This window comes from Microbulbifer echini (assembly GCF_041447225.1).
Lineage (GTDB): Bacteria > Pseudomonadota > Gammaproteobacteria > Pseudomonadales > Cellvibrionaceae > Microbulbifer > Microbulbifer echini.
In genome coordinates this window covers 1-21,098 of sequence record NZ_JBGMEL010000031.1, presented here as the reverse complement: position 1 = coordinate 21,098, position 21,098 = coordinate 1, and the positions used below count along the sequence as shown (strand labels likewise).

Here is a 21,098-nt window from a genome sequence, read left to right as displayed (position 1 = left end):
TTTTACACATCCTGGTCGCTGAATCAAGTGTTTTTTTCAGCTTTTTTCTCGGCGATCCGTGTGACTCAAAGAGCTTTCCGAATCCCTGCAAGGCCGTTTCCGTCCTTGCTTGAGTGGCGCGCAGTATAGCGTCGACACTTCTTTTTGCAAGCACTTCGAAATGTTTTTTTCGAAGTGCCTCAGGCTTTCATTGAGATCGCCTTTTGTATGGCGGTGAGAGAGGGATTCGAACCCTCGATGAGTGTTAACCCATACGCCCTTAGCAGGGGCGCGCCTTCAGCCACTCGGCCATCTCACCTTAAAGTTTCTCGCTGAACATTAAGCTTCAGCCAACCTCTCAAAGAGGTCTTTTCCGCCGACCAAGCTAATTTGCTTGCTCGTTGAAAGTGGGCGGCATAATACCAACGGTTCGGGAAAAATCAATGGGGAATCAATAACTTTTTGTACTTTTTCACTTTCGTGAACACCTTTTAAACAAGGCGTATAAAAAAAAGACTTTTCCGCCAAATGCGGGGCATGGTTCTCGCACAGAGTAAAAATAAAAAAGGCCGGAATGCCGGCCTTTTCTGAATTTATTTATTTACTCGTTGCCACCCTCCTCAGAGGATTGCTTCTCACGCTGAATACGCTGGTAAATTTCTTCGCGGTGGACGGCGACTTCCTTGGGCGCATTCACGCCAATACGCACCTGATTGCCTTTCACCCCCAGCACGGTAACCGTGACATTGTCGCCAACCATCAGCGTCTCGCCAATTCGGCGGGTTAAAATCAACATTACCTACTTCTCCTTGATCATCCTGTGATAAAGAGCAGCTGGCGTTTCCCAAAGCTGCTCTTATTTGGTCATCATAACCGGGCGGCGGTGCACAAAAGGTCAAAAACTACCCATCACACTCTTCAGTATTGACCAGTCGAACGAAATCTCAACAGGTTGGATGCAATGCCAAGCAACTGAATCGGAATGGGAGACTCTTTCCGCCTTCGTTCCGGTTATAGTATTTTTCTCGCCCCTCTCACTTGGAGAGCTCAAATTCACTGTGTAAAGCGCGTACTGCCAGCTCAAGATAGCGCTCATCGATAATCACCGATATTTTGATCTCAGAGGTGGTGATCATTTGAATGTTGATGTTGTCTTCACCCAGCGCACTAAACATACGACTCGCCACATTTGCGTGGGAACGCATTCCCACGCCGACAATAGAGACCTTCGCAATCTTGTCGTCTGTGATCACCTCACGGGCGCCAAGTTCCGCTGAAGCGCGCTCCAAAACCTCACGAGCCTTGCTCAAATCATTGCGATGCACCGTAAAAGTAAAATCGGTAGTTCCATCGACCGCACTGATATTCTGCACGATCACGTCTACTTCGATATTTTCCCTGCCAACTGGTGCGAGGATGCGACAGGCTACACCTGGGGTGTCCGGTACACCTCGAATGGTTAATTTCGCCTCATCGCGATTGAATGCGATGCCGGATACGACAGGCTGTTCCATCTCGTTATTTTCCTCATCCAGGCTTATCAGGGTTCCTTCACCCTCTTCAAAAGTCGAGAGCACGCGCAACGGAACTTTGTACTTACCGGCAAATTCAACGGCGCGAATTTGCAGAACCTTGGAGCCTAGGCTGGCCATTTCCAGCATTTCCTCGAAGGTAATCCGATCCATACGGCGCGCACTATCCACCACCCGTGGGTCAGTGGTATAGACCCCGTCAACATCCGTATAAATTTGACACTCCGTGGCATCGAGCGCGGCTGCGAGGGCCACTCCCGTTGTGTCTGAGCCGCCACGCCCCAAGGTGGTGATATTCCCATCATCATCCACCCCCTGGAATCCCGCGACGACAATCACTTTGCCGAGGTCCAAGTCCATGCGCATACGCTCTACGTCAATGCGCTGGATACGCGCCTTGGTGTGTGCATTATCCGTAAGGATCTTGACCTGCCCGCCAGTATAGGAGCAGGCATCGTAGCCTCGCTTCTTCAGAGCCATGCTCAATAGTGCGATAGTGACCTGCTCACCGGTGGATACCAGGACATCGAGTTCGCGGGGGTCGGGTTTTTCCTGGATCTGATAGGCGAGATCAATCAGACGGTTCGTCTCTCCACTCATGGCGGAAAGCACCACAACCATACCGTGCCCCTTGGCGCGAAATGCGGCAACCTTGTCGGCGACAGCCTCAATGCGCTCAATGGAGCCCACGGAAGTACCACCGTATTTCTGCACGAACAAACTCATAACGTTTTGCGTTTCCTTAGCTCCAAGCCCAGTCCGCGCACCGCTCGAAATCGTGCAGGCGCGCACTTAATCACCAAACTTCGGCGAAATCAACTTCACACACTATTTATGACGCCAATTTAATTGAAATCAGCCCTTGAGTGTGCTCTCAACCCATGCCGGTACTTCTTGCAACATACCCGCCAGAGCAGAGGCATCTGTTCCGCCTCCCTGAGCCATATCGCTACGGCCACCGCCCTTGCCGCCAATCTTGCCGGCGGCAAAGCGCATCAGGTCACCAGCCGACAAACGATCGGTAAGGTCTTTGGTAACGGCCGCAACCAGTGCAACTTTCTCTTCACCCGGTGCCGCCAGTAAGACAACCCCACTGCCCAACTTGTTCTTCATTTGGTCAGCCAGCTCACGCAGGGATTTGGGATCGGCACCATCAATAGAGGCCGCCAGTAACTTAAAGCCCGCAATGTCCACCGCCTGTGCGGTAAGGTCGCCACCAGCGCCGCTCGCCAATTTGGTTTTAAGCTGGGCAACTTCTTTTTCCAGCTTGCGATTGTTGAGCAGCAGTTGTTCCATCTTCTCCACAAGGGTGTCGGGGCGCGCCTTGAGTAGTGCCGCCATATGTTCGAGGCGCTGTTCAGCGCGCTCGAACTGGGACAGCGCATGCGCGCCGGTGACTGCTTCAATACGGCGCTGGCCGGAGGCAATGCCGCTCTCGCTGACAATACGCAGCAGGCCGATATCCCCTGTGCGCTGTACATGGGTGCCACCACACAGCTCTACCGAAAAGACAGCGCCTTCAGCCGTCCCCATGGAAAGGACGCGTACTGTATCGCCATACTTCTCGCCAAACAGTGCCATGGCACCCATTTCCTTGGCGGATTCGATATCTGTTTCGCAGGTATCTACAGATGTATTGGCGCGAATTTGCGCGTTTACCAGGGACTCGATCGCGTGTAGCTGCTTGGTAGTAACCGCTTCCGGATGGGAGAAGTCAAAACGCAAGCGCTCAGAATCCACCATGGAGCCCTTCTGGGTGACATGCTCACCGAGCACTTTACGCAAGGCCGCATGTAACAAATGAGTGGCGGAGTGATTGAGGGCCGTTGCCTCCCGCACAGCAGCCGAAACCTCGGCGGTGAGCTGCTCGCCTACGGTAATTACGCCCTGAAGCAACTTACCTGTGTGCAGGTGGTGCCCGCCCTGCTTGGTGCAATCGCGCACCTCGAAACGACCCGCACCAGCAATCAAGTAACCACTGTCGCCAACCTGGCCGCCGGACTCCGCGTAAAAAGGTGTGCGATCCAAAATCACTACCCCTTCTTCACCCTCGTCCAGGTGCTCGACCAGCTCACCAGCCTTAATGATGGCAACAACCTTGCCCTCGGCTTCAGTGGTTTCATAGCCGAGAAATTCTGTAAACCCCTGTAGGTCCAGCGTCTCGGTATAATCCTGCCTAAATTTACCAGCGGCTCGGGCACGCTCACGCTGAGCTTCCATGGCAGCTTCATAGCCGGCCATATCTAAAGATAAACCGCGCTCGCGGGCAATATCCTGAGTCAGGTCCGTGGGGAAGCCATAAGTATCGTGCAAGGTGAACACCAACTCACCGGGAATCTCACTACCCGCAAGGGAACCTAGTGCGCCCTCCAGTAATGCCATGCCCTTATCCAGGGTCTTGGCAAATTGCTCTTCCTCTTTGCGCAGAGCCTTTTCGATTAGCGCCTGCTTTTCACGCAGCTCCGGGTAGGCCCCCCCCATCTGTACTGCCAGGGCGCCCACGAGCTTATAGAAAAATACTTCTTTATGGCCCAACTTGTGTCCGTGACGCACAGCCCGGCGAATAATTCGGCGCAATACAAATCCACGACCTTCGTTTGAAGGCATAACGCCATCGGCGATAAGGAAAGAGCAGGAGCGGATATGATCTGCAATCACGCACAGAGATTTTTCTTCCAGGTTATCGCAACCGACAATATCGCTGGCCGCTCGCAATAGCGCCTGGAAGAGATCAATTTCATAGTTGGAGTGCACGCCCTGCATCACTGCGGCGATACGCTCAAGACCCATACCAGTATCGACGGAGGGTTTGGGCAGCGGGTGCAGCTCGCCATCGGCCGTGCGCTCGTACTGCATAAATACCAGGTTCCAAATCTCGATATAGCGATCGAGATCATCGTTTTCGGAACCAGGGGGGCCACCGGGTACGTCCTCACCGTGGTCATAGAAAATTTCTGAGCTGGGACCACAAGGGCCGGTATCGCCCATCTGCCAGAAATTGTCCTCATCGAGACGGGAGAAACGCTCCGGGCTAACACCCACTTCTTTCTGCCAGATATCCGCGGCCTCATCATCACTGATATGCACAGTTACCCACAAACGTTCCTCCGGCAGGTTCAACACCTTGGTGAGGAAATCCCAAGCAAAACGAATGGCATCTCGCTTAAAGTAATCGCCAAAGCTGAAGTTACCCAACATTTCAAAGAAGGTGTGGTGCCGCGCGGTATAACCGACATTCTCCAAATCGTTGTGCTTACCTCCGGCGCGCACACAGCGTTGAGAGCTTGCCGCCCGCTTATAGGGGCGAGACTCCTGGCCGAGAAAGGTATCCTTAAATTGCACCATGCCGGCGTTGGTGAACAGCAGGGTCGGGTCATTGCCCGGCACCAAAGAGCTCGACGGCACCACGGTATGACCCTGTTCGGCAAAGTAATTCAGAAAGGCGTCGCGAATCTGTGCGCTTTTCATCCGGCGTAATTCCACTTCGTTAGTTGAGAGTTATTGAATGGCACCGATGACGCGGTGCCTCGTCTGTCCCGCTACTGTGCAAGCCCCTGTTCGGGCATGTGTTGATCAGCCAGCAGATGGACATGCAGGTGAAATACGGTCTGTCCCGCGCTCCGACCATTGTTAACTACAAGTCGAAACCCCTCTAGCGCCAACTTTCTGCCCAGTTCGGCGGCTACCCACATCAGATGGCCGAGCAGGACTTTGTCATCGCTTTTGGCGTCGAACAAATTGACCAGAGGTTTGCGCGGAATAATGAGGAGATGGGTCGGGGCTTGTGGCGCCCGATCCTCAATAACGATACAAAGATCGTCCTCGTAGATTTTCTCGGCCGAAATCGCGCCCGAGATAATTTGACAGAAAACGCTGGGTTCACCCATTGGTTTATTTTTCCAGCTTTTCCTCAGCTGTCAGCTGACGCGCTTCGGATTCCAGCATCACAGGAATCCCATCCTTTATTGGATAGGCTAAACCGCTGGCTTTGCATACCAGCTCCTGTGTCTCTTCATGGTACTCGAGCGGCGCCTTGCTTACCGGACACACTAACAGACTCAGTAACTTCTTATCCATGTCTCACCCCACTATTTCCCCCTGGCACAACATGCAGGGGGCAAAAATGACCGCGTATCATACAATGCTTCATAGGGTTTTTCACGGCATTCGCCACAGCTTCTGGGCTCTGTGAGTGGCACTCACGCGTTTTTATCCAGAGGCGACAGGATGCGCCTGCGCCACTTGCGAATTTAAGTGACCAAGCAGTAAATCTCGCGCCAACCGCCCCTCCTCAACCTCATTGAAAAGCTCGTGATAGGCCTCGGGGAAACAGTGCAGCATTTTACGCATCGAGCCCATGCGCTCAAACCACTCGCGACTAATCTCAACATCCACCAGACGGTCTGATTCCGGTAGTAGCATCAGGCAAGGGGCCAGTAACCGCTCTAGATTATCGGAAAGAAATTCACGCTCACGCAGGAACGTCTCAAACCAGCGCAGGGAAACCCCCCGATGAGTCAACTCATCCTCGCGGTAAGCTTCAACCACGGACAGATCCCGACTCAGCCATTGATCGTCAATCCTGCTGGAGAGCACCATCTGCGGAAACAGTTTTGCCAGCAGCAATACCGACTTCAATTCCAGACCCGATGGCTCCCTGGCACCGCGGAACCCCGGCGCCGACAAGATGATACTGTCCACAGCCCCGTAACGAATGGCACTGCCACAGGCAACCACCGCGCCCATACTATGCCCCAACAAGTGCAGGCTCGTACCGGGGTTACCACTTTTAACCAGGCAAATGAACTCATAAAGATCTTCACAATAGAATGAGAAATCCTCAATGTGCCCCCTTTTTCCTTCAGACAATCCATGGCCGTAATGATCAGGTACATAAACACTGAATCCAGCCCGGTTGAGATGGGCGGCCAGGGCACTATAGCGGCCGCTGTGCTCACCCAGCCCATGGGAAATCACCACCACCCCCTGTGCGCCCTCAACCCACCAGCGGCGGTAATGCAGGCTTACATTCCTTGTCACAAATTCCATCGGCACGCCCCACTTTTTTTGGTTTTTCAGGATTCATTCAGCCCTCACCCTCAAGGGTATCGCGATACTTACCCAGCATGGCCAGGTGATTCATACATGCCCGCTTGACTAACACCCTCTGCGCCTCAGCCACTTTATCTGCCTTGCCTCCCCACGCCGACAGCGCGGGCTGCTGTAGTGCCCGCCCGTAGGAAAAACTTAACTGCCAGGGGGCGTTGTTGAGCTGATTGAGTGCATTGAGATTCTCTGTCGCTTCTTCGGGACCCTGACCGCCGGACAGAAAGTTAATGCTGGGCACAGCAGCAGGCACGCATCGACGCAAGCTGCGCAGGGTATATTCGGCGACCTCCTCCGGCTCCGCACCAGGTAATTCTGCCCCCGGAGTCACCATACTTGGCTTAAGCAGTATTAACTCCAAAACCACACCATGCCGATGGAGGGCATGAAAAACTGAATGCCAGACCTGTTCATTCACCCCTGCACTGCGCTCGATACTGTGGTTGCCATCCATAAGGACTTCCGGCTCAACGATAGGCACCACCCCCTCGGCCTGGCAAACAGCCGCATAGCGCGCCAGCATTTCCGCATTGGCCGCAAGCCCAAGCGCTGTGGGGTTGTGGGCACCCACTGGATACACTTCGCGCCACTTGGCAAATCGCGCGCCCCGCGCCTTGTATTCCCGCAATCGCTCCACAAGACCATCAAGCCCATAAGTCACCATATCGCCCGGCGCACCGGGGAGAGGCCCTTTACCCTTATCGACTTTAATACCCGGCAGGATTCCCTGCGCCACAGCCAGCTCGGGCAGTGGCACACCAGCACTATCACACTGGCCGAGCGTCTCCTCGAACAGGATCACCCCACTGACAAAGTCCCCCAGCCCCTCACTCGACAATAAGGCCGCACGGTAATCGCGGCGGCACTCTTCTGTCGACGCCAGCCCCACCGCCGAAAAACGCTTAGCGATAGTAGCGCCGCTCTCATCTGCGGCCAGAATCCCACGACGCCCATCAACCAGCGCGTCAATCGTCGCCTGCAACTCATCGCAAATCGTCATAGAGACACCCCCAAGTGCCAGAAGCCAAGTCAAAGATAGCTGTCCCGATCAAAATGTCTTGCAGGCCGCAACGGCCCGCTCCCAGCCCATCACCAGGGAATCTCTTTTTACCGCGGGCATCCCCGGCATAAAATCCCGCTCAATCTCCTGCAGGCACTCCGGTAATCGATGAAAATGCCAGATACCGCTGCCGATGCCCGCCAACAGCGCTGCACCTATCGCCGTAGACTCAACCTGTCTGGGACGCTCCACGCGCAAGGCAGAAATATCAGCCTGAAATTGCATTAGAAAGTTATTCGCACAGGCGCCGCCATCGACACGCATATGGGTAATATCAACCCCCAGCGCCTCTTCCATCAGCCGCACTAGTTCATTACTTTGATAAGCGATAGATTCGAGTGTGGCGCGCACCACCTCTGCACGCCCAGCCCCCCGACTCAGGCCACACAAGGTACCCCGCGCCGAAGGATTCCAGTGAGGGGCCCCCAAACCACTGAAGGCCGGCACCAAATAGACACCCCGGGTATGGGGGATGCTCTGCGCGATAATTTCAGAGTCAACCGCCTGCTGGATCAGCCCCATCTCATCGCGCAACCACTGTATCGCAGAGCCCGCCGTAAAAACCGAACCCTCAACCGCATAGGCAGGCGCGCCATGCGCGTCACAGGCAATAGTGGCAAGTAACCCACGGGGCGGCTCGGGCCGCTTGTCGCCAGCATAGGCCAGCATAAAGCAGCCCGTACCGTAGGTATTTTTTATGTCGCCGGGGTGCGTACAGCCTTGGCCAAACAGCGCCGCCTGCTGATCGCCGGCCACCCCGCAAATCGGAGCACCGATCCCGACAAAGGCCTGGGGATCGGTATCGGTAAAGTGGCCAGCCGATGGCCTGATCTCAGGCAAAATAGATTCCGGGCACTCGAACAGCGCCAGAAGTTCCGGGTCCCAGTTCTGCTGTTCCAGGTTATAGAGCAAGGTGCGGCTGGCATTGCTGTGGTCGGTCAGGTGTGCGCGTGCGCCACTCATTCTCCAGATTAACCAGCTGTCTATCGTGCCAAAACATAGCTCTCCCCTACGGGCGCGGGCCAGGAGATCCGGCTGCTCGCGAAACATCCACAATAACTTGCTTGCAGAAAAGTAGGCGTCCAATAACAGCCCACTGTGCTCCCGCAACCACTCAGACTTCCCCTCTGCGGCAAATTTTTCACAGATATCTGCCGAACGCCGACACTGCCAGACAATCGCCCGGTGTACCGGTTCACCCGTATGCCGATCCCACAGAACCGTGGTTTCTCTCTGGTTGGTAATACCCACCGCCTTGATATCGGCCGCGCGGATACCGGCGCGCTGAAGCGCCGCAGCGCATACGCGCTGGGTGACCCGCCAAATCTCTTCGGCATCTTGCTCAACCCAGCCGGGCTCGGGGTAGTAATTGGGAATTTCCGAATAGCTGCGGCCCACCAGCGCACCACTACTATCGAAAATAAAGGCCGTAGTGCCTGTGGTGCCCTGGTCAATAGACAGGATCATAAAGTTTCTCGCGCTTATTATTTTTCTCTCACCATCGTGTTACCCGAGTCGGCGGAACGGACTCCACAACTCAGACATGGATGAGGGTATAAGCCCGGTTACTTTTCGTCCAGAGCCCAACGGATGGCATCGGAGGGGAAACCGCGATAGGCCAAATAGCGCTGGCGACGTGCGCGCTCTTTTGCCTGCTGATCCCGCGGCAGTGCCATATTGATTGGCGAGTGATATTTGCGCTGCAATTGCTCCTGCGCCAAGGCAAACCAGTCAACCTCTAGCCTCTCAAGGGTGTGAGATAGAAGCTCACTGGTAATCCCTCGTTGCTGCAGTTCCTGGCGAATACGCACCGGTCCCTGACCACGCAGGACACGAGAGCGCGCAAAGACTTCCGCAAAACGCTGGTCGGACTGGTAGTTGAGATCTTGCAGGCGCTCGAACAGCGCTTCGAAATCGGCATCGGAGAACTTACCCGCCAGCTTCCGCCTCAGTTCGAGTTGGGAGTGTTCGCGGCGGGTAAGTAACTCAAGCGCCGCACCGAAGAGCGCTTGAGCCGGATCGGCGGAGGACTCCGCCCTGGAAAAAGACACTTACTCTTCCGGCAGTTCCACAGCCACTTCCGGGCTGGCTGGAGTGAGGTCACCCAGTAGTTGCTCGCGCAACTGCCCTTCAATCTCATTGCGGAGATCCGGGTTCTCTCGTAGAAACTTGGTAGCATTGGCCTTGCCCTGGCCAATTTTGTCGCCTTTGTAGCTGTACCAGGCACCAGCTTTATCAACCAAGCCCATCTTCACACCATAATCGACGATCTCGCCGATCACATTGATACCTTCGCCGTACATGATCTGAAACTCGGCCTGCTTAAATGGGGGGGCCACTTTGTTCTTTACGACTTTAACGCGGGTCTCGTTACCCACCGTCTCGTCGCCATCCTTTACAGCACCGATACGGCGGATATCCAGGCGCACAGAGGAGTAGAACTTAAGGGCATTACCACCGGTGGTAGTCTCCGGAGAGCCAAACATCACACCGATCTTCATACGGATCTGGTTGATAAAGATCGCCAGCGTGTTGGTGTTCTTAATGTTACCGGTCAGCTTGCGCAGAGCCTGGGACATAAGGCGGGCCTGCAAGCCAACGTGGGAATCTCCCATCTCTCCTTCGATCTCAGCGCGCGGGGTCAGGGCCGCCACAGAATCCACCACTAATACATCTACAGCGCCAGAGCGCACCAGCATATCCGCCACTTCCAGGGCCTGCTCACCGGTGTCCGGCTGGGAAACAATCAGCTCATCCACATTCACGCCCAGTTTCTCGGCATAGATAGGGTCTAAGGCGTGTTCCGCATCCACGAAAGCGCAGGTGCCACCTTTGCGCTGAGCCTCGGCGATCACTTGCAGGGTCAGGGTCGTTTTACCTGAGGATTCCGGACCGTAGATCTCGACAATACGGCCGCGTGGCAGACCGCCGATGCCGAGGGCAACATCCAGGCCGAGGGAACCGGTAGAGATCGAGGGGATACGCACGCGCTCCTTATCCCCCATACGCATCACTGTGCCCTTGCCAAACTGGCGCTCGATCTGCGACAGCGCCGCCTTCAAAGCCTTGTCTTTATTGGAATCCATGACCATTCCCGTATTTCTGAGCTGTGTTGAGTGGTGGCAAGCTTATCGAAGGATTACTGTATAGGCAACCAGTAATTCCGGCACGACCAGTACCAATCAACCCAGTAGAATTTCGCCGACCTCTGCCCAGCGCAATCCCACCCCCACAAGCACAAGCTGACCGGGCAGACGGTCTTAGACGGGATGCTCGTCCAGAATTGCTAGCATACCCTTGATCGCTTCCATCACTGTTTGCGCCTGTACCGAGGTGCGCTCCCCCTGAAAGTGGAAACATTGAGCATCGATCTGGACCGGCTCCTGCCCCTCCGCATGGGCCCAAGCTATCCACACGGTGCCGACCGGCTTCTCCTCGCTGCCGCCATCAGGGCCGGCGATACCACTTACCGCAACAGACAGATTGGCATCCATCATGGCCAACACCCCACAGGCCATCTGACGAGCCACCGGCTCACTGACCGCACCAAAAAGCTTCAGGTCTTTCGCATCCACCCCCAATACGCTGTGTTTGATGCGATCGGCATAACTGACAATAGAGCCATCAAACCAATTGGACGCACCGGGGATGGAAGTGATTGCCGCGGCAATTGCTCCGCCGGTGCAGGATTCTGCCGAAGTCACAAACCAAGCGCGCTTTCCCAACTCATCACCAAGCCGCTGCGCCAATGTAGATATCTCGCCATGATCAAACATTTTCTCTCCCCACCAGTTATCTCTCTGGGCCAGCCTCCACCAGGGCTGCTCGGACACGGCCCCTTTTTTTAAAGTCGATCGAACGAGCCCCTCCCCCAGGGAGAATAGTATTTGGATACGCGGCGATGACACAACATTTACACCTGCTCAGCCCTCTATCCGACCCCAAGCTGAAAAGACGAACAGAGAAAGCCCCTTTCACCTTCTCGTGGGACCCTATGCCCCCCCAGAAAGATCGCAAGCATGCTTCCAGAAGGCACCTAGGGGAAAGGTATTTTTTACTTGCTGTCCAACCACACCAATCCCAGCCTAAATACCAAAGCTGAGCCTAGCTGATCATTTCTATTTTTCCAGAGTTCAAAATAAGAAAACCCTTGCGAAGCAAGTTCATTTTATTCGCTTCAATATGCGACCTTCCACCACGCCCAAATAATTAATTTTTCCCGAGCCATACACCATATCGAAAACCAATATTGTCATTTATCTCTCTACCTCACCCCCTTTAGCTCTCCATAAATCAGTTTACTCATGACTCACTGGAAATAGCCTCTCCGCCCCTATACCACAAGCAGGACCGACTGTACGACAAAGGGGTTGCGCTGTCGCCCCAATACAACCACGTATTTGTTAGGCTTTGATTGGTACTAAAAAATGCAATTTTCGATTTAAAAAAACGGCCCTACCGAATCCACGAAACCCACAACAACACAATACCGAATAAAAAATAGAACTCCCTTAAAATGGCATTTTTTATTAAAATCAACCAAGAAAGAAAACTATGCATCTTAAGAAATCAGTGATGCTATTCACTATTGTCACGGCCTGCGCGCCCCTATCAACCACAGCAAAAACACAAGTCTGGCAAGACAATTTCGGCGGTGTAGGTATCAATAGATCCGTCTGGACCTACGATGTCGGCAACTCGGGCTGGGGCAATAACGAATTACAAAATTACACCGATGACAACACGAATGCCTACATTGAAAATGGCAACCTAGTTATCCAGGCACTGCGCAACACAGATGGTAGCTTCTCATCCGCACGCCTGAAAACATTGGGGCGGCTCTCGTACAAATACGGCACCATCGAAGCTCGCATCAAACTACCCGACCTCGACACCGGCCTCTGACCCGCCTTTAGGCAACTCGGCAGTAATTATGGCCAGGCCGGTTGGCCTGCCTGTGGCGATTTGGATACCCTGGAAGCCGGCATGGCTGAAGCGCTAAGCAGTGGCAGTGCAAATTCGGCCGTCTCCGGTGCCTTTCACTGGCACCATGAGTCCGATGAATACACCGGGCAGGCAGACTACGACCAGAGCAAGCACCTGATTGAGAATTTTGAATTCAGCCACGACTTAACTGAGGACTATCATATCTTCGGTATGACTTGGACCCCCAAGTGGATCGCGATGTGGGTGGATAGCGAGGCTAATAAAGTCATTCGTATTGACAGTGGGGATCCAACTTTTGACGAATTTCGTCAGAACCACTTCCTAATTCTCAACCTAGCCGTTGGTGGTATTTTCCCACAGATATTCACTCATGAAGAAATTACCGCACTCATGCCGGCCAAAATGTATGTGGACTACGTGCGTATCTACGACAACGACGCCAGCGATTACAGCACCGAACTCACTCTGGCCGAGGAGAGCGCAAAATCTGACAACCCCGGTCTCTACGGCAAAGAAGGAGATGTCACCGAATCCCTGGAGCTCGGTACAGATACCGAACTCTATATTTGGAATAACATGGAGGGTGCCGTAAGTACCAAAGATAGTGATGCGTTGACATTTAATATTGGTGCCAGCGATTGGTTTGGTATGGTCTTTTCGATGCACTATGACCTCAACTTGATATACTACCAGAATGGCCTCCTGAATTTGCGTATTAACACTACGAGTATAGAAACCATCGGCATTGGTATTGCGAGCACCGGCAGCGGGAATGGTACCTGGGTCGACCTGGTCCATGGTGATGAGGAATGCGGCTTAGAACGCGACAGTGAATGGCATCCGACATCCATCCCCGTTCGAGATTTCAGCGATGAGGTCGACATGTCGAATGTACTCCAATTATTCGAATTGTTGGGTGCAGGGGGTGATATCAGCGAAATCGAAATCGACAATATTTACTTTTCCAGCAATTCACATAACGATCATTCTCAGCATCCCCGACACAAATGCCACAAAGAACATAAACACCCAAGAGGCGCCCCAAACACTCCACTTAAGAGCGATAACTGATCCCAGAAAGTTAATCATCCGGCAATGAAAGAGATAAATATTCCTCTATATCATAGCCGTCTATATTAGCGCTTCTAGCTGTATTAATTCGTCGACAAAAGAATCAATAAGTCTTTGTATTGACCAAGCCAGCCGTATGTATCTCGGCCAGCAGAGGCAGCCCCCGTAACAAAAGGAATCCCCCCAAAACTCGCCATTAATTTGATGATCTTCTATTGAGCGCAAAGGCCTCCAACCACTTGTATTCAGAACCTTCATTTCGCCAACCTTATAGGCAGATAACCAACGCAAAATACTTAGATTGATCAAGTGGATTTATCGAGGACCGCTCAGCGGGTCTGGCTATTCAGTGGTGCTGAAGAGACCTGCGGTATCACAATCGACAATATCGACGATTCTGGGACAGTATCAATCATGATAGCGATACCAGGGAAGACGCCTGGGATGAATCCAGAAGCAGGCAAGATTATGATGGAGCAGAGAGCCGCAAAACCGAACCACCAAGCACACACTCTATCGACTAGGAAGTCACAATACCGCCTAGACCGTATAGGGAAATAGCGACTCAATCATCTGGACCACAATGGTTCCTCTTGTGTGATAGCGCGAATAAGAAAACCAACCCCTATCAACGCCTCCGATGAACGCCTAAAATGTGCGGAGCCAGACACAGACACAGACACAGACACAGACACAGACACAGACACAGACACAGACACACAGGAAATGTTATCTGAGAAATCAGCCACTTCTAAATGAACCAGGTACCAGATCAGAATGCTGGTGCCTATTCAGTAGCCAAGAGAAGGACGGGGAAATATCCTATATCCCAGTAATTTGAGTGACATTACTGGTAAAAATTCCCAAGATAGATTGACTTATAGGAATATCCAATCACTAAATCTATCCCCGAAAGACCATCGCCAAAATTGAGCGGCCCTGCTTCAAGTAGCTGTGAAACAAGTTTCCAACCGGCTCGGCCAACACCTCAGCTCCCACCCGCTCAAAACCCAGAGATAAATAGAAAGGCTCTAAATGCGCATAGGGAAAGGTATAGGTATCCCGGTCAAAGCGCTCGGCAAGGAGTACCAGCAACGCCCTCGCAACTCCCCGCCCCTGGTGATCTGGAGCCACCGCAACCCCCGACAGCAATTTAAAAGCTTCGTACCTCCTTATATAACCACAGCCCACCACTTCGCTCTGTTCGCTGCGCACCACTGCACAGTCCTCGTGTCGCTTGGCTTTGCCACGGAATCCGTGCATGCGGTAAAATTTGTTCGCCAGCGGAATTTCGATATCCGTCAGCCATTGAGGGCTATAAGAAGGCTGTATGACCGCCATGAATCCACCGAAACCTGTAATAGAGAAATGCCCAGAGAGACCTGTAATACCTGCCTGCGCCCACCTAACGTCTGTTACTGCAGCGCACTGGTGAATCTGGCCAACACTGTGAAGGTAGTGATCATACAGCACCCACAAGAAGAGAAGCACCCGTTTAATACCGGTCGTATGACGCATTTGTGTCTGGATAACAGTGAGATGATAATCACGGAGACACTCACTAGTGATCAGTTAAACACTCTGCTAAGCAAGCCCTCAGCTCTTCTCTACCCCTCTTTGGCATGGCTGCCTGACAGTATCCAGTTAGATGGAAATCGGTATGTAAGTGATAATACTGACAGCCAGTATTTGATGGTTGAACAGCTGATCGTCATAGATGCCACATGGAAAAAATCAAAGAAGATTCTTCACTTAAATCCCAGCCTACAAAAAATTCCCAGGGTTAATCTGGGCGACAGCCTGGAATCAAACTACTCCATTCGCAAAACCTCTATCTCCAACGGACTCTCAACCATTGAAAGTATTACCAAAGCGATGTTGATACTTGAGAACAATAGGGATTTTTTACAACTACTCAAGCCCTTTGAGAAAATGGTGGCCTTACAGCAATTGAATTACCGGAAAAAAACTAAAGCAGCTATTCGCATTTGATCAGCCAACAAGCTCGCGGCAAACCACACAGCGCCCTTCAGAATACTCATAAAAGTACTAAGCCACACTTACACCTGAGAAGAACAGGCTTATCACCCCTTGGTAAGTTAAAATACACATAAAAATCGACAAAGCATATCGAATAATTGAACGATACCAATACTCATCTATTGTTGATTGAAACTTAAACCCTGCAAGCAAGCCTATATAGGTAACAAGTGTGATCATAGACAGAGGCACTAATTGTAAATCCTCGAAAGTAAAAAAAAGAGAAAACACCGCAAGTTGCATTAATTTCCCAATCAAGAAACAGATATTAGCCACAAGGATGATTTCCTTTGTTGACCTAACCCTTTCAAGCAAATAGATCATTAATAGTGGCGCAATTGCATTAGTAGCACCCCCTATTAAACCCGCCGAAGCCCCCATAAGCACAGGGAACGCCACTGGCCTAGACGACAGCAAACACAGATATTTTCGTAGAAAACCAGATAATAAATATAATAATATCGCGCCAGCCAAAAGCAGTTTTAAAACACTCGCATTGGCCCAAGTAAGCAGCCACGCGCCCGACAGACTCCCCAGAGAGACGACCGCTATTAGTAGGTAGTGTTCTTTTAAGTCAACACTGTAATTCCGGCACTGATACAAGCTAAAAAGTATTGCCAGAAACGATGGCACTATTGTGAAGGTAATCGCAACTTTTAAATCGTAAACCAGCGCAAGTACAGGCGTTGCGAGCATAGGAAACCCCACACCCAATGCTCCATGAATAGCAGCTGCTGACAAAACCAATAAAAGGCCTATTATAATTATTTCGATTTGCACCAGTGCTCCAGTCCATTGGATACCTTAATTTCAAGTAGCCACTTTAACCCACAAAAGAAGCATTATCATCAAAGCGGGCCATCATTCGAAATAGATATTCAATAAGTACCACAAGCCCTTGAGCCGAATTACACCTGAATGATACACCAAATAAACTGATAAAAGAGCCAAATGTCAAACAGGTAAAATACTAGTCATTTTCTAAGTGATGCAGCTGTATGGTTAAATATTATCCAGGAGCAGAGGCACCCCATATTCTTTCAGGTGGCTCCCGTTAGAGACCTGCATCTAGACTGTATCGGCAACCTCTTTAGGCATCACAAAAGTATCCGTGATCGAAATCAATTGCTCAACATAGATTTAAATCACATTACAACCATCGGATACCAAGCGTTTATTGTTCGGAACAATCCTGGCACGGCAACCTCCCAACATCATGATTTGCTAACACCTCATGTTCATTATTCACTCCTGCATCCTGCATTTAAGTTTAACGTCCCGCACAATGTATAAGACTCAATACTGATGAGTAGATTGTAATTTAAAGACAGAAATTACACTTTCCGAAATGTAACAAATTTAACTTTTTCAGTAACATCTCACAAACGGCCCGACTTTATAAAGCAGTGATAGCTCAGGCTAATTTTTTTGGCTGGATATTGAGTTCAAAGTGAGTCAATCGATAACGGACATAGAAATAACATCAGCAAATGTATTCGGCAACTACCTGCTGCTTCCCTGCATAACTCAAAAAAATGAAAGTCCACTATTTATTTAACCGTAGAGCCAAGGAGCTATATGCTGAGACTTCCTGAACGAACATCACTCATATAAATCGACAACAAATTACGTTATAGAAATACATGCTGCATACATTCTGAAAGAATTAATCTATCCCTACATCTATCGATCCAATCTTGAGCATCAAATTGTGCTTAGGATTTAGAACTCATGCCCCCTAAAAACCGATCTTACCCCGACAAAATGGATAAATTCCAGGTAAGAAAAATCCATCTTTAAAAATATAGATATTCTGGAATAAAAACCTCTGTACTACAAACGGAATAGAGGATATATCCACCAAATTGATTGGTGAATATATCCTCCGTAACGATTTGTCTCCGTTATTGGCCTGCCACCTTTGAAAGATAAAATTGATAAGCACGGTGAGCAATTTGGTGGCCTATCGCCTGGCCTGCCGGCACTGAAGGTTCAAAGTGTACACCAGCCCAAACACGGCTGTTACCACAGTCCTCTTCAAATGATGACCAAGTTGGGAAATTCAAATACAAATCAGTTTGTGGCGTTATCCCAGGTTCAATCTGAGAGCTTCCTGTAAGCGCGGGTACCGTATATCCTAAAATGTCCCCTTGAGGCAAAAAGAGACGACTTGTTTCTGCATGTGCCGCACAAAAACTCGCAGATGCCGACGGATATTCTGGGTGATCAGCAACCGGTAAATAGCTCGTCCACTGGCTGGCAGGCAAATCGCTTACCGTTCCCTTACCTACTCCACCCCAAGCAGTAACAGGTGCGTCTTTATAAATATATCGAACAGCGGAAAAAGGCCGCACGGAATTATGACGACGCTTCTCTTTCCAAATAGTAATCGCTGTGTCAAAGGCAGCCATATTAGTTAAGAAATCATAATGAATAAAATCCATTAATGATAAACCCTGGGATTCCGACGCGAATACAGCAGCAAAACCTAAGCTGAATATTTTCATGTCAAACAATTCAGCTTTCATTTTCTGCTCATCAGTTAAATTAGCAGACGTATTTAACACATCATTTACTTGCGCCACATAACTTGGAAAATTCCAAATTTTCGATTTCAACGGTACTGGTGAAGTAAATTCTTCCGGCGATTCATAACTGTATGGTGTGGTTAACGCAATTTGGGGCGTGACGAATTGCTGAACCCGGTATACCCCTGGGCGATCCATTAAAACCGCCGGTTGCCACTTAGAGGGAAAACGTAATTTGTATGCAGTATTGGCTGGTTTGAAATTAGTATAATCGGCATAAGGCAATCGATGATATAGTTGATCGCCCTCATTGCCCAATTGATTCATACCGTCATTAGCGCGCCCCTCCAATACTTTTCTACCTGCATAGTTTCCTATACCAATCGGTGTAGTGGTATCTTCTGAAATATTGTCAGGATCTAGGCCTAACTCAATCAACATATCATCCCACTCAGATATCAAATGCGGAAACAAACCACTTAATACTTTATGAGATGCATAAGAAAGCGCAATGTTTAATTCACCATTGTCTGTCGATGGAGGCATCCGCCCAATATCAGAGTAGACTCCTTTAGCGGTGGGATGATAAGGCGCTGTTGCATCATACCAAGAGTTGGTGATCAGTGTCGTAAAACGAAGTACAAGCGTTGCGTCATTAGCCGCGGGCGACACTTCGAAAATCGCACATGCTGCTAATGGAATTATATTTTGTACTGCGGCATTACAAGTTCCTAGATCCACAGAGCTGCACTTTGGCGGTAATGGAACATTCGCCAGCTGTGGACACGTAAGAGCTTTCGCCTGCCAACTTACCGAAATAAATAAAATCCCCAAAATACCTTTTACAACTTTCTTGCAAATTATATTTGTTAGCATTGACATCTCCTTTTATGTTTGATCATTATGCTTTTAAGGTCCATCGATCCTACAAACACCTTTTAGGATTACTACGCACAAATACTTCAAAAACCAATTCAACCTTCTATATCCGCTGCCCTCCATCTCTTTAGAAATTGTCATAACCTCCATATTTACTGATTTTTTTGAACTCAGAAAAAAATAGTCAAAGAACATAGTAAGCCGAGTCTACTCAGCGGTTTCGCTGAGAAACAGAGTTATGCAACCAATACCGCTAATGCCTTCGCAACCATGAACAACCATCAACTTAGATGGCCCCACATTCAAAACCTCAACAGAGAGAGGTGCTTCTACCTTGCTTGGTGATCTTTGTTTTTTGGCATCACACCTAAACCTAACGTCGTAATTTTCGACCAAAATGAGATGGTGGCTTCTTGTGTATTCTTTTTAAATAAAAGGCAACACACAAAGTTTTGGCAGTATTGTCTTGTATGACTATTTTTGTCTGATACTGAGATTGGAAATCCTTTTCTTACGTGGGTAAATTGAGACCCTCCTTCGGTGGTCACCGAAGATCTTGCCTGCAAGCATTCATACATTATTGCCCCATAAAGAAAATTAATAAGTAGAAATGTGACAGGCACTCGTGAGATATAATTCAAACAGCCATATTGGACCACAATCAAAAGTAGAAAAGCGGTGACAGCTTATCTTATGGGGCTTCAAGAGATCAATATAGGAATCGATAGAAGCAGAAATAAATCCATGTCTTAGTGAGAGCTGTCGACCAGTTATTTAGTGCCCCCAGTAATGGCAATGGCATCAAAAACACCATTAAACAACTTTAACCTATGAACTAAAAAGAGTACTCACTCAATACAAAGGAAGACACGAGCTGAATTTCATCTGTGCAGACCATAAAGCTGAGACAGCTAATATTGTGTTGGTCCAATACTTCCGGACACTTCGCTAAGATGGTAAAACTACCAAGCAAAGTGTCCGGAAGAATTAGACCCTACAGCGTATGTTCCTATAGTGGAATTTTTATTCGCTGAAGGTAAGCTTATGCAATTTAACGCCCACAACACGGACCGGAGCCGTAAAGCGGCGGAGGTCCAGTAAATACGAAGTATTTGCGATCTTGCCTGTGCTTGTTATACGTTTCTCTGCTCATACTTTAAATTTTTTCTTTCTTCTTCGCTTAGAACAATTCCACTAAACTTTTCCAGCCAAGCCCCGTAGCGCTTAAAATTCTCTCTAGCTTCAACTAATGTAAAATCATTATTAAGGTCGGACTTTATATCCAATACCAGCCCATTTTCATTTGTGCAATCATAATCATCCTCCCAGTAGCATACTGGACAAATCAGACATTTCCCACGCTCGACCAGGGAATAATAGTCACAGCATCCACATTGGACTAGTTGAGAGCCTATTTCATATTCAGCTAATTTCATTGGCACTCTCTATGTATACCCTCAACGTTGGTCTTGCCCACAAAAAGAAGGCCCTCTAACTATGCGTAGTTTCGTTCGTATTCTGCTGGACTAACATAGCCCAATGCAGAGTGCCTTCGAACCCTATTGTAGAAAATCTCAATGTATTCAAACACCTCAGATTTTGCTTGCTCTTCGCTTTCGAATGTTCCGGCATAGACCAGCTCGACGTTTAGCCTGCTAAAGAATGATTCCATTGCCGCAATATCCCAACAGTTAGCTTGGCGACTCATACTCGGCTTGTACTTGCTTTCGGACAAGAGATCCTGGTATTTCTGCGAACGATATTGCCCCCCCCTGTCAGAGTGAACTATTAGTCCAGGCTTTATTTGTCGTCGCTCTAGAGCCATTTTCAATGCTCGACGTGTCAATTCATCGGTCATCTGGGAGTCGAATGCCCAACCTACAATACGATGAGAGTACAGATCCATAACTACCGCGAGGTACAACCACCGCTCCAGAACCCAGATATACGTAATGT

Annotated in this window: 19 protein-coding genes and 1 tRNA gene; 3 read left to right on the top strand and 17 right to left on the bottom strand. The window is 50.0% G+C overall.

Annotated elements, in window-relative coordinates:
• Window positions 1-208 precede the first annotated feature (208 nt).
• From ACCI51_RS18805 to ACCI51_RS18750, 12 genes are all read right to left on the bottom strand, one after another.
• Window positions 209-298, bottom strand: a tRNA-Ser gene (locus ACCI51_RS18805).
• Between the two features lie 282 nt (window positions 299-580).
• The gene (gene csrA, locus ACCI51_RS18800; RefSeq protein WP_091391203.1) at window positions 581-775 is read right to left on the bottom strand and encodes a carbon storage regulator CsrA; all 195 of its coding nucleotides are present in this window, start codon (window positions 773-775) and stop codon (window positions 581-583) included.
• Between the two features lie 238 nt (window positions 776-1,013).
• On the bottom strand, window positions 1,014-2,237 hold the full coding sequence (locus ACCI51_RS18795) for an aspartate kinase (RefSeq protein WP_299588752.1): 1,224 nt from the start codon (window positions 2,235-2,237) through the stop codon (window positions 1,014-1,016).
• A 129-nt stretch (window positions 2,238-2,366) separates the two neighbouring features.
• Window positions 2,367-4,979 (bottom strand): alanine--tRNA ligase, encoded by a 2,613-nt coding sequence (gene alaS / locus ACCI51_RS18790; RefSeq protein ID WP_371844967.1) that lies wholly within the window; start codon window positions 4,977-4,979, stop codon window positions 2,367-2,369.
• A 71-nt stretch (window positions 4,980-5,050) separates the two neighbouring features.
• The gene (locus ACCI51_RS18785) at window positions 5,051-5,398 is read right to left on the bottom strand and encodes a histidine triad nucleotide-binding protein (protein ID WP_299588756.1); all 348 of its coding nucleotides are present in this window, start codon (window positions 5,396-5,398) and stop codon (window positions 5,051-5,053) included.
• A gap of 4 nt (window positions 5,399-5,402) precedes the next feature.
• The gene (locus tag ACCI51_RS18780; protein WP_299588759.1) at window positions 5,403-5,588 is read right to left on the bottom strand and encodes a Trm112 family protein; all 186 of its coding nucleotides are present in this window, start codon (window positions 5,586-5,588) and stop codon (window positions 5,403-5,405) included.
• Window positions 5,589-5,720: 132 nt separating this feature from the next.
• Complete coding sequence (locus ACCI51_RS18775; RefSeq protein ID WP_299588762.1) at window positions 5,721-6,560, bottom strand: alpha/beta hydrolase; 840 nt, start codon at window positions 6,558-6,560, stop codon at window positions 5,721-5,723.
• A 37-nt stretch (window positions 6,561-6,597) separates the two neighbouring features.
• On the bottom strand, window positions 6,598-7,617 hold the full coding sequence (locus tag ACCI51_RS18770) for a class I fructose-bisphosphate aldolase (RefSeq protein ID WP_371844965.1): 1,020 nt from the start codon (window positions 7,615-7,617) through the stop codon (window positions 6,598-6,600).
• Window positions 7,618-7,665: 48 nt separating this feature from the next.
• Entirely contained in the window at window positions 7,666-9,144 is a 1,479-nt protein-coding gene (glpK, locus tag ACCI51_RS18765) for a glycerol kinase GlpK (RefSeq protein WP_371844964.1), read from the bottom strand.
• A 98-nt stretch (window positions 9,145-9,242) separates the two neighbouring features.
• A complete protein-coding gene (locus ACCI51_RS18760) occupies window positions 9,243-9,728 on the bottom strand; it encodes a regulatory protein RecX (RefSeq protein WP_371844963.1) in 486 nt (161 codons plus the stop codon).
• Window positions 9,729-10,763 carry a recombinase RecA gene (gene recA / locus ACCI51_RS18755; protein ID WP_299588774.1) on the bottom strand — a complete coding sequence of 345 codons (1,035 nt, stop codon included), beginning with the start codon at window positions 10,761-10,763 and terminating at the stop codon, window positions 9,729-9,731.
• A gap of 174 nt (window positions 10,764-10,937) precedes the next feature.
• Window positions 10,938-11,585 carry a CinA family protein gene (locus ACCI51_RS18750; RefSeq protein ID WP_299588778.1) on the bottom strand — a complete coding sequence of 216 codons (648 nt, stop codon included), beginning with the start codon at window positions 11,583-11,585 and terminating at the stop codon, window positions 10,938-10,940.
• Between the two features lie 646 nt (window positions 11,586-12,231).
• Between ACCI51_RS18750 and ACCI51_RS18745 the strand changes: the two genes are divergently transcribed.
• Both ACCI51_RS18745 and ACCI51_RS18740 read left to right on the top strand, forming a co-directional pair.
• Window positions 12,232-12,582, top strand: coding sequence for a glycoside hydrolase family 16 protein (locus ACCI51_RS18745; protein ID WP_371844962.1), 351 nt, complete (start codon window positions 12,232-12,234; stop codon window positions 12,580-12,582).
• Between the two features lie 81 nt (window positions 12,583-12,663).
• The gene (locus tag ACCI51_RS18740; RefSeq protein WP_299588784.1) at window positions 12,664-13,695 is read left to right on the top strand and encodes a LamG domain-containing protein; all 1,032 of its coding nucleotides are present in this window, start codon (window positions 12,664-12,666) and stop codon (window positions 13,693-13,695) included.
• Window positions 13,696-14,598: 903 nt separating this feature from the next.
• On the opposite strand, the gene ACCI51_RS18735 is transcribed toward ACCI51_RS18740, so the two are convergent.
• Window positions 14,599-15,036, bottom strand: coding sequence for a GNAT family N-acetyltransferase (locus ACCI51_RS18735; RefSeq protein WP_299588787.1), 438 nt, complete (start codon window positions 15,034-15,036; stop codon window positions 14,599-14,601).
• Between the two features lie 27 nt (window positions 15,037-15,063).
• Between ACCI51_RS18735 and ACCI51_RS18730 the strand changes: the two genes are divergently transcribed.
• Window positions 15,064-15,687, top strand: a complete 624-nt coding sequence (locus tag ACCI51_RS18730) for a tRNA-uridine aminocarboxypropyltransferase (protein ID WP_299588791.1) — start codon at window positions 15,064-15,066, stop codon at window positions 15,685-15,687.
• Window positions 15,688-15,744: 57 nt separating this feature from the next.
• On the opposite strand, the gene ACCI51_RS18725 is transcribed toward ACCI51_RS18730, so the two are convergent.
• The 4 genes from ACCI51_RS18725 to ACCI51_RS18710 all read right to left on the bottom strand — a co-directional run.
• Window positions 15,745-16,515 carry a TSUP family transporter gene (locus tag ACCI51_RS18725; RefSeq protein WP_371844961.1) on the bottom strand — a complete coding sequence of 257 codons (771 nt, stop codon included), beginning with the start codon at window positions 16,513-16,515 and terminating at the stop codon, window positions 15,745-15,747.
• A gap of 1,124 nt (window positions 16,516-17,639) precedes the next feature.
• Entirely contained in the window at window positions 17,640-19,139 is a 1,500-nt protein-coding gene (locus tag ACCI51_RS18720; RefSeq protein WP_371844959.1) for a vanadium-dependent haloperoxidase, read from the bottom strand.
• Between the two features lie 1,136 nt (window positions 19,140-20,275).
• Window positions 20,276-20,578, bottom strand: coding sequence for a CPCC family cysteine-rich protein (locus ACCI51_RS18715; RefSeq protein WP_299588802.1), 303 nt, complete (start codon window positions 20,576-20,578; stop codon window positions 20,276-20,278).
• 59 nt (window positions 20,579-20,637) lie between these two features.
• Window positions 20,638-21,098 (bottom strand): IS3 family transposase (locus tag ACCI51_RS18710; protein ID WP_371844957.1); only part of this gene is annotated, 461 nt, incomplete at its 5' end.

Coding starts and splice junctions, on each gene's coding strand:
- ACCI51_RS18770 (WP_371844965.1), bottom strand. CDS start 7,617: ATGACGATTTGCGATGAGTTGCAGGCGACGATTGACGCGCTGGTTGAT.
- csrA (WP_091391203.1), bottom strand. CDS start 775: ATGTTGATTTTAACCCGCCGAATTGGCGAGACGCTGATGGTTGGCGAC.
- ACCI51_RS18785 (WP_299588756.1), bottom strand. CDS start 5,398: ATGGGTGAACCCAGCGTTTTCTGTCAAATTATCTCGGGCGCGATTTCG.
- ACCI51_RS18735 (WP_299588787.1), bottom strand. CDS start 15,036: ATGGCGGTCATACAGCCTTCTTATAGCCCTCAATGGCTGACGGATATC.
- ACCI51_RS18745 (WP_371844962.1), top strand. CDS start 12,232: ATGCATCTTAAGAAATCAGTGATGCTATTCACTATTGTCACGGCCTGC.
- ACCI51_RS18780 (WP_299588759.1), bottom strand. CDS start 5,588: ATGGATAAGAAGTTACTGAGTCTGTTAGTGTGTCCGGTAAGCAAGGCG.
- ACCI51_RS18720 (WP_371844959.1), bottom strand. CDS start 19,139: ATGCTAACAAATATAATTTGCAAGAAAGTTGTAAAAGGTATTTTGGGG.
- ACCI51_RS18740 (WP_299588784.1), top strand. CDS start 12,664: ATGGCTGAAGCGCTAAGCAGTGGCAGTGCAAATTCGGCCGTCTCCGGT.
- glpK (WP_371844964.1), bottom strand. CDS start 9,144: ATGATCCTGTCTATTGACCAGGGCACCACAGGCACTACGGCCTTTATT.
- alaS (WP_371844967.1), bottom strand. CDS start 4,979: ATGAAAAGCGCACAGATTCGCGACGCCTTTCTGAATTACTTTGCCGAA.
- recA (WP_299588774.1), bottom strand. CDS start 10,763: ATGGATTCCAATAAAGACAAGGCTTTGAAGGCGGCGCTGTCGCAGATC.
- ACCI51_RS18775 (WP_299588762.1), bottom strand. CDS start 6,560: ATGGAATTTGTGACAAGGAATGTAAGCCTGCATTACCGCCGCTGGTGG.
- ACCI51_RS18715 (WP_299588802.1), bottom strand. CDS start 20,578: ATGAAATTAGCTGAATATGAAATAGGCTCTCAACTAGTCCAATGTGGA.
- ACCI51_RS18795 (WP_299588752.1), bottom strand. CDS start 2,237: ATGAGTTTGTTCGTGCAGAAATACGGTGGTACTTCCGTGGGCTCCATT.
- ACCI51_RS18730 (WP_299588791.1), top strand. CDS start 15,064: ATGCCCAGAGAGACCTGTAATACCTGCCTGCGCCCACCTAACGTCTGT.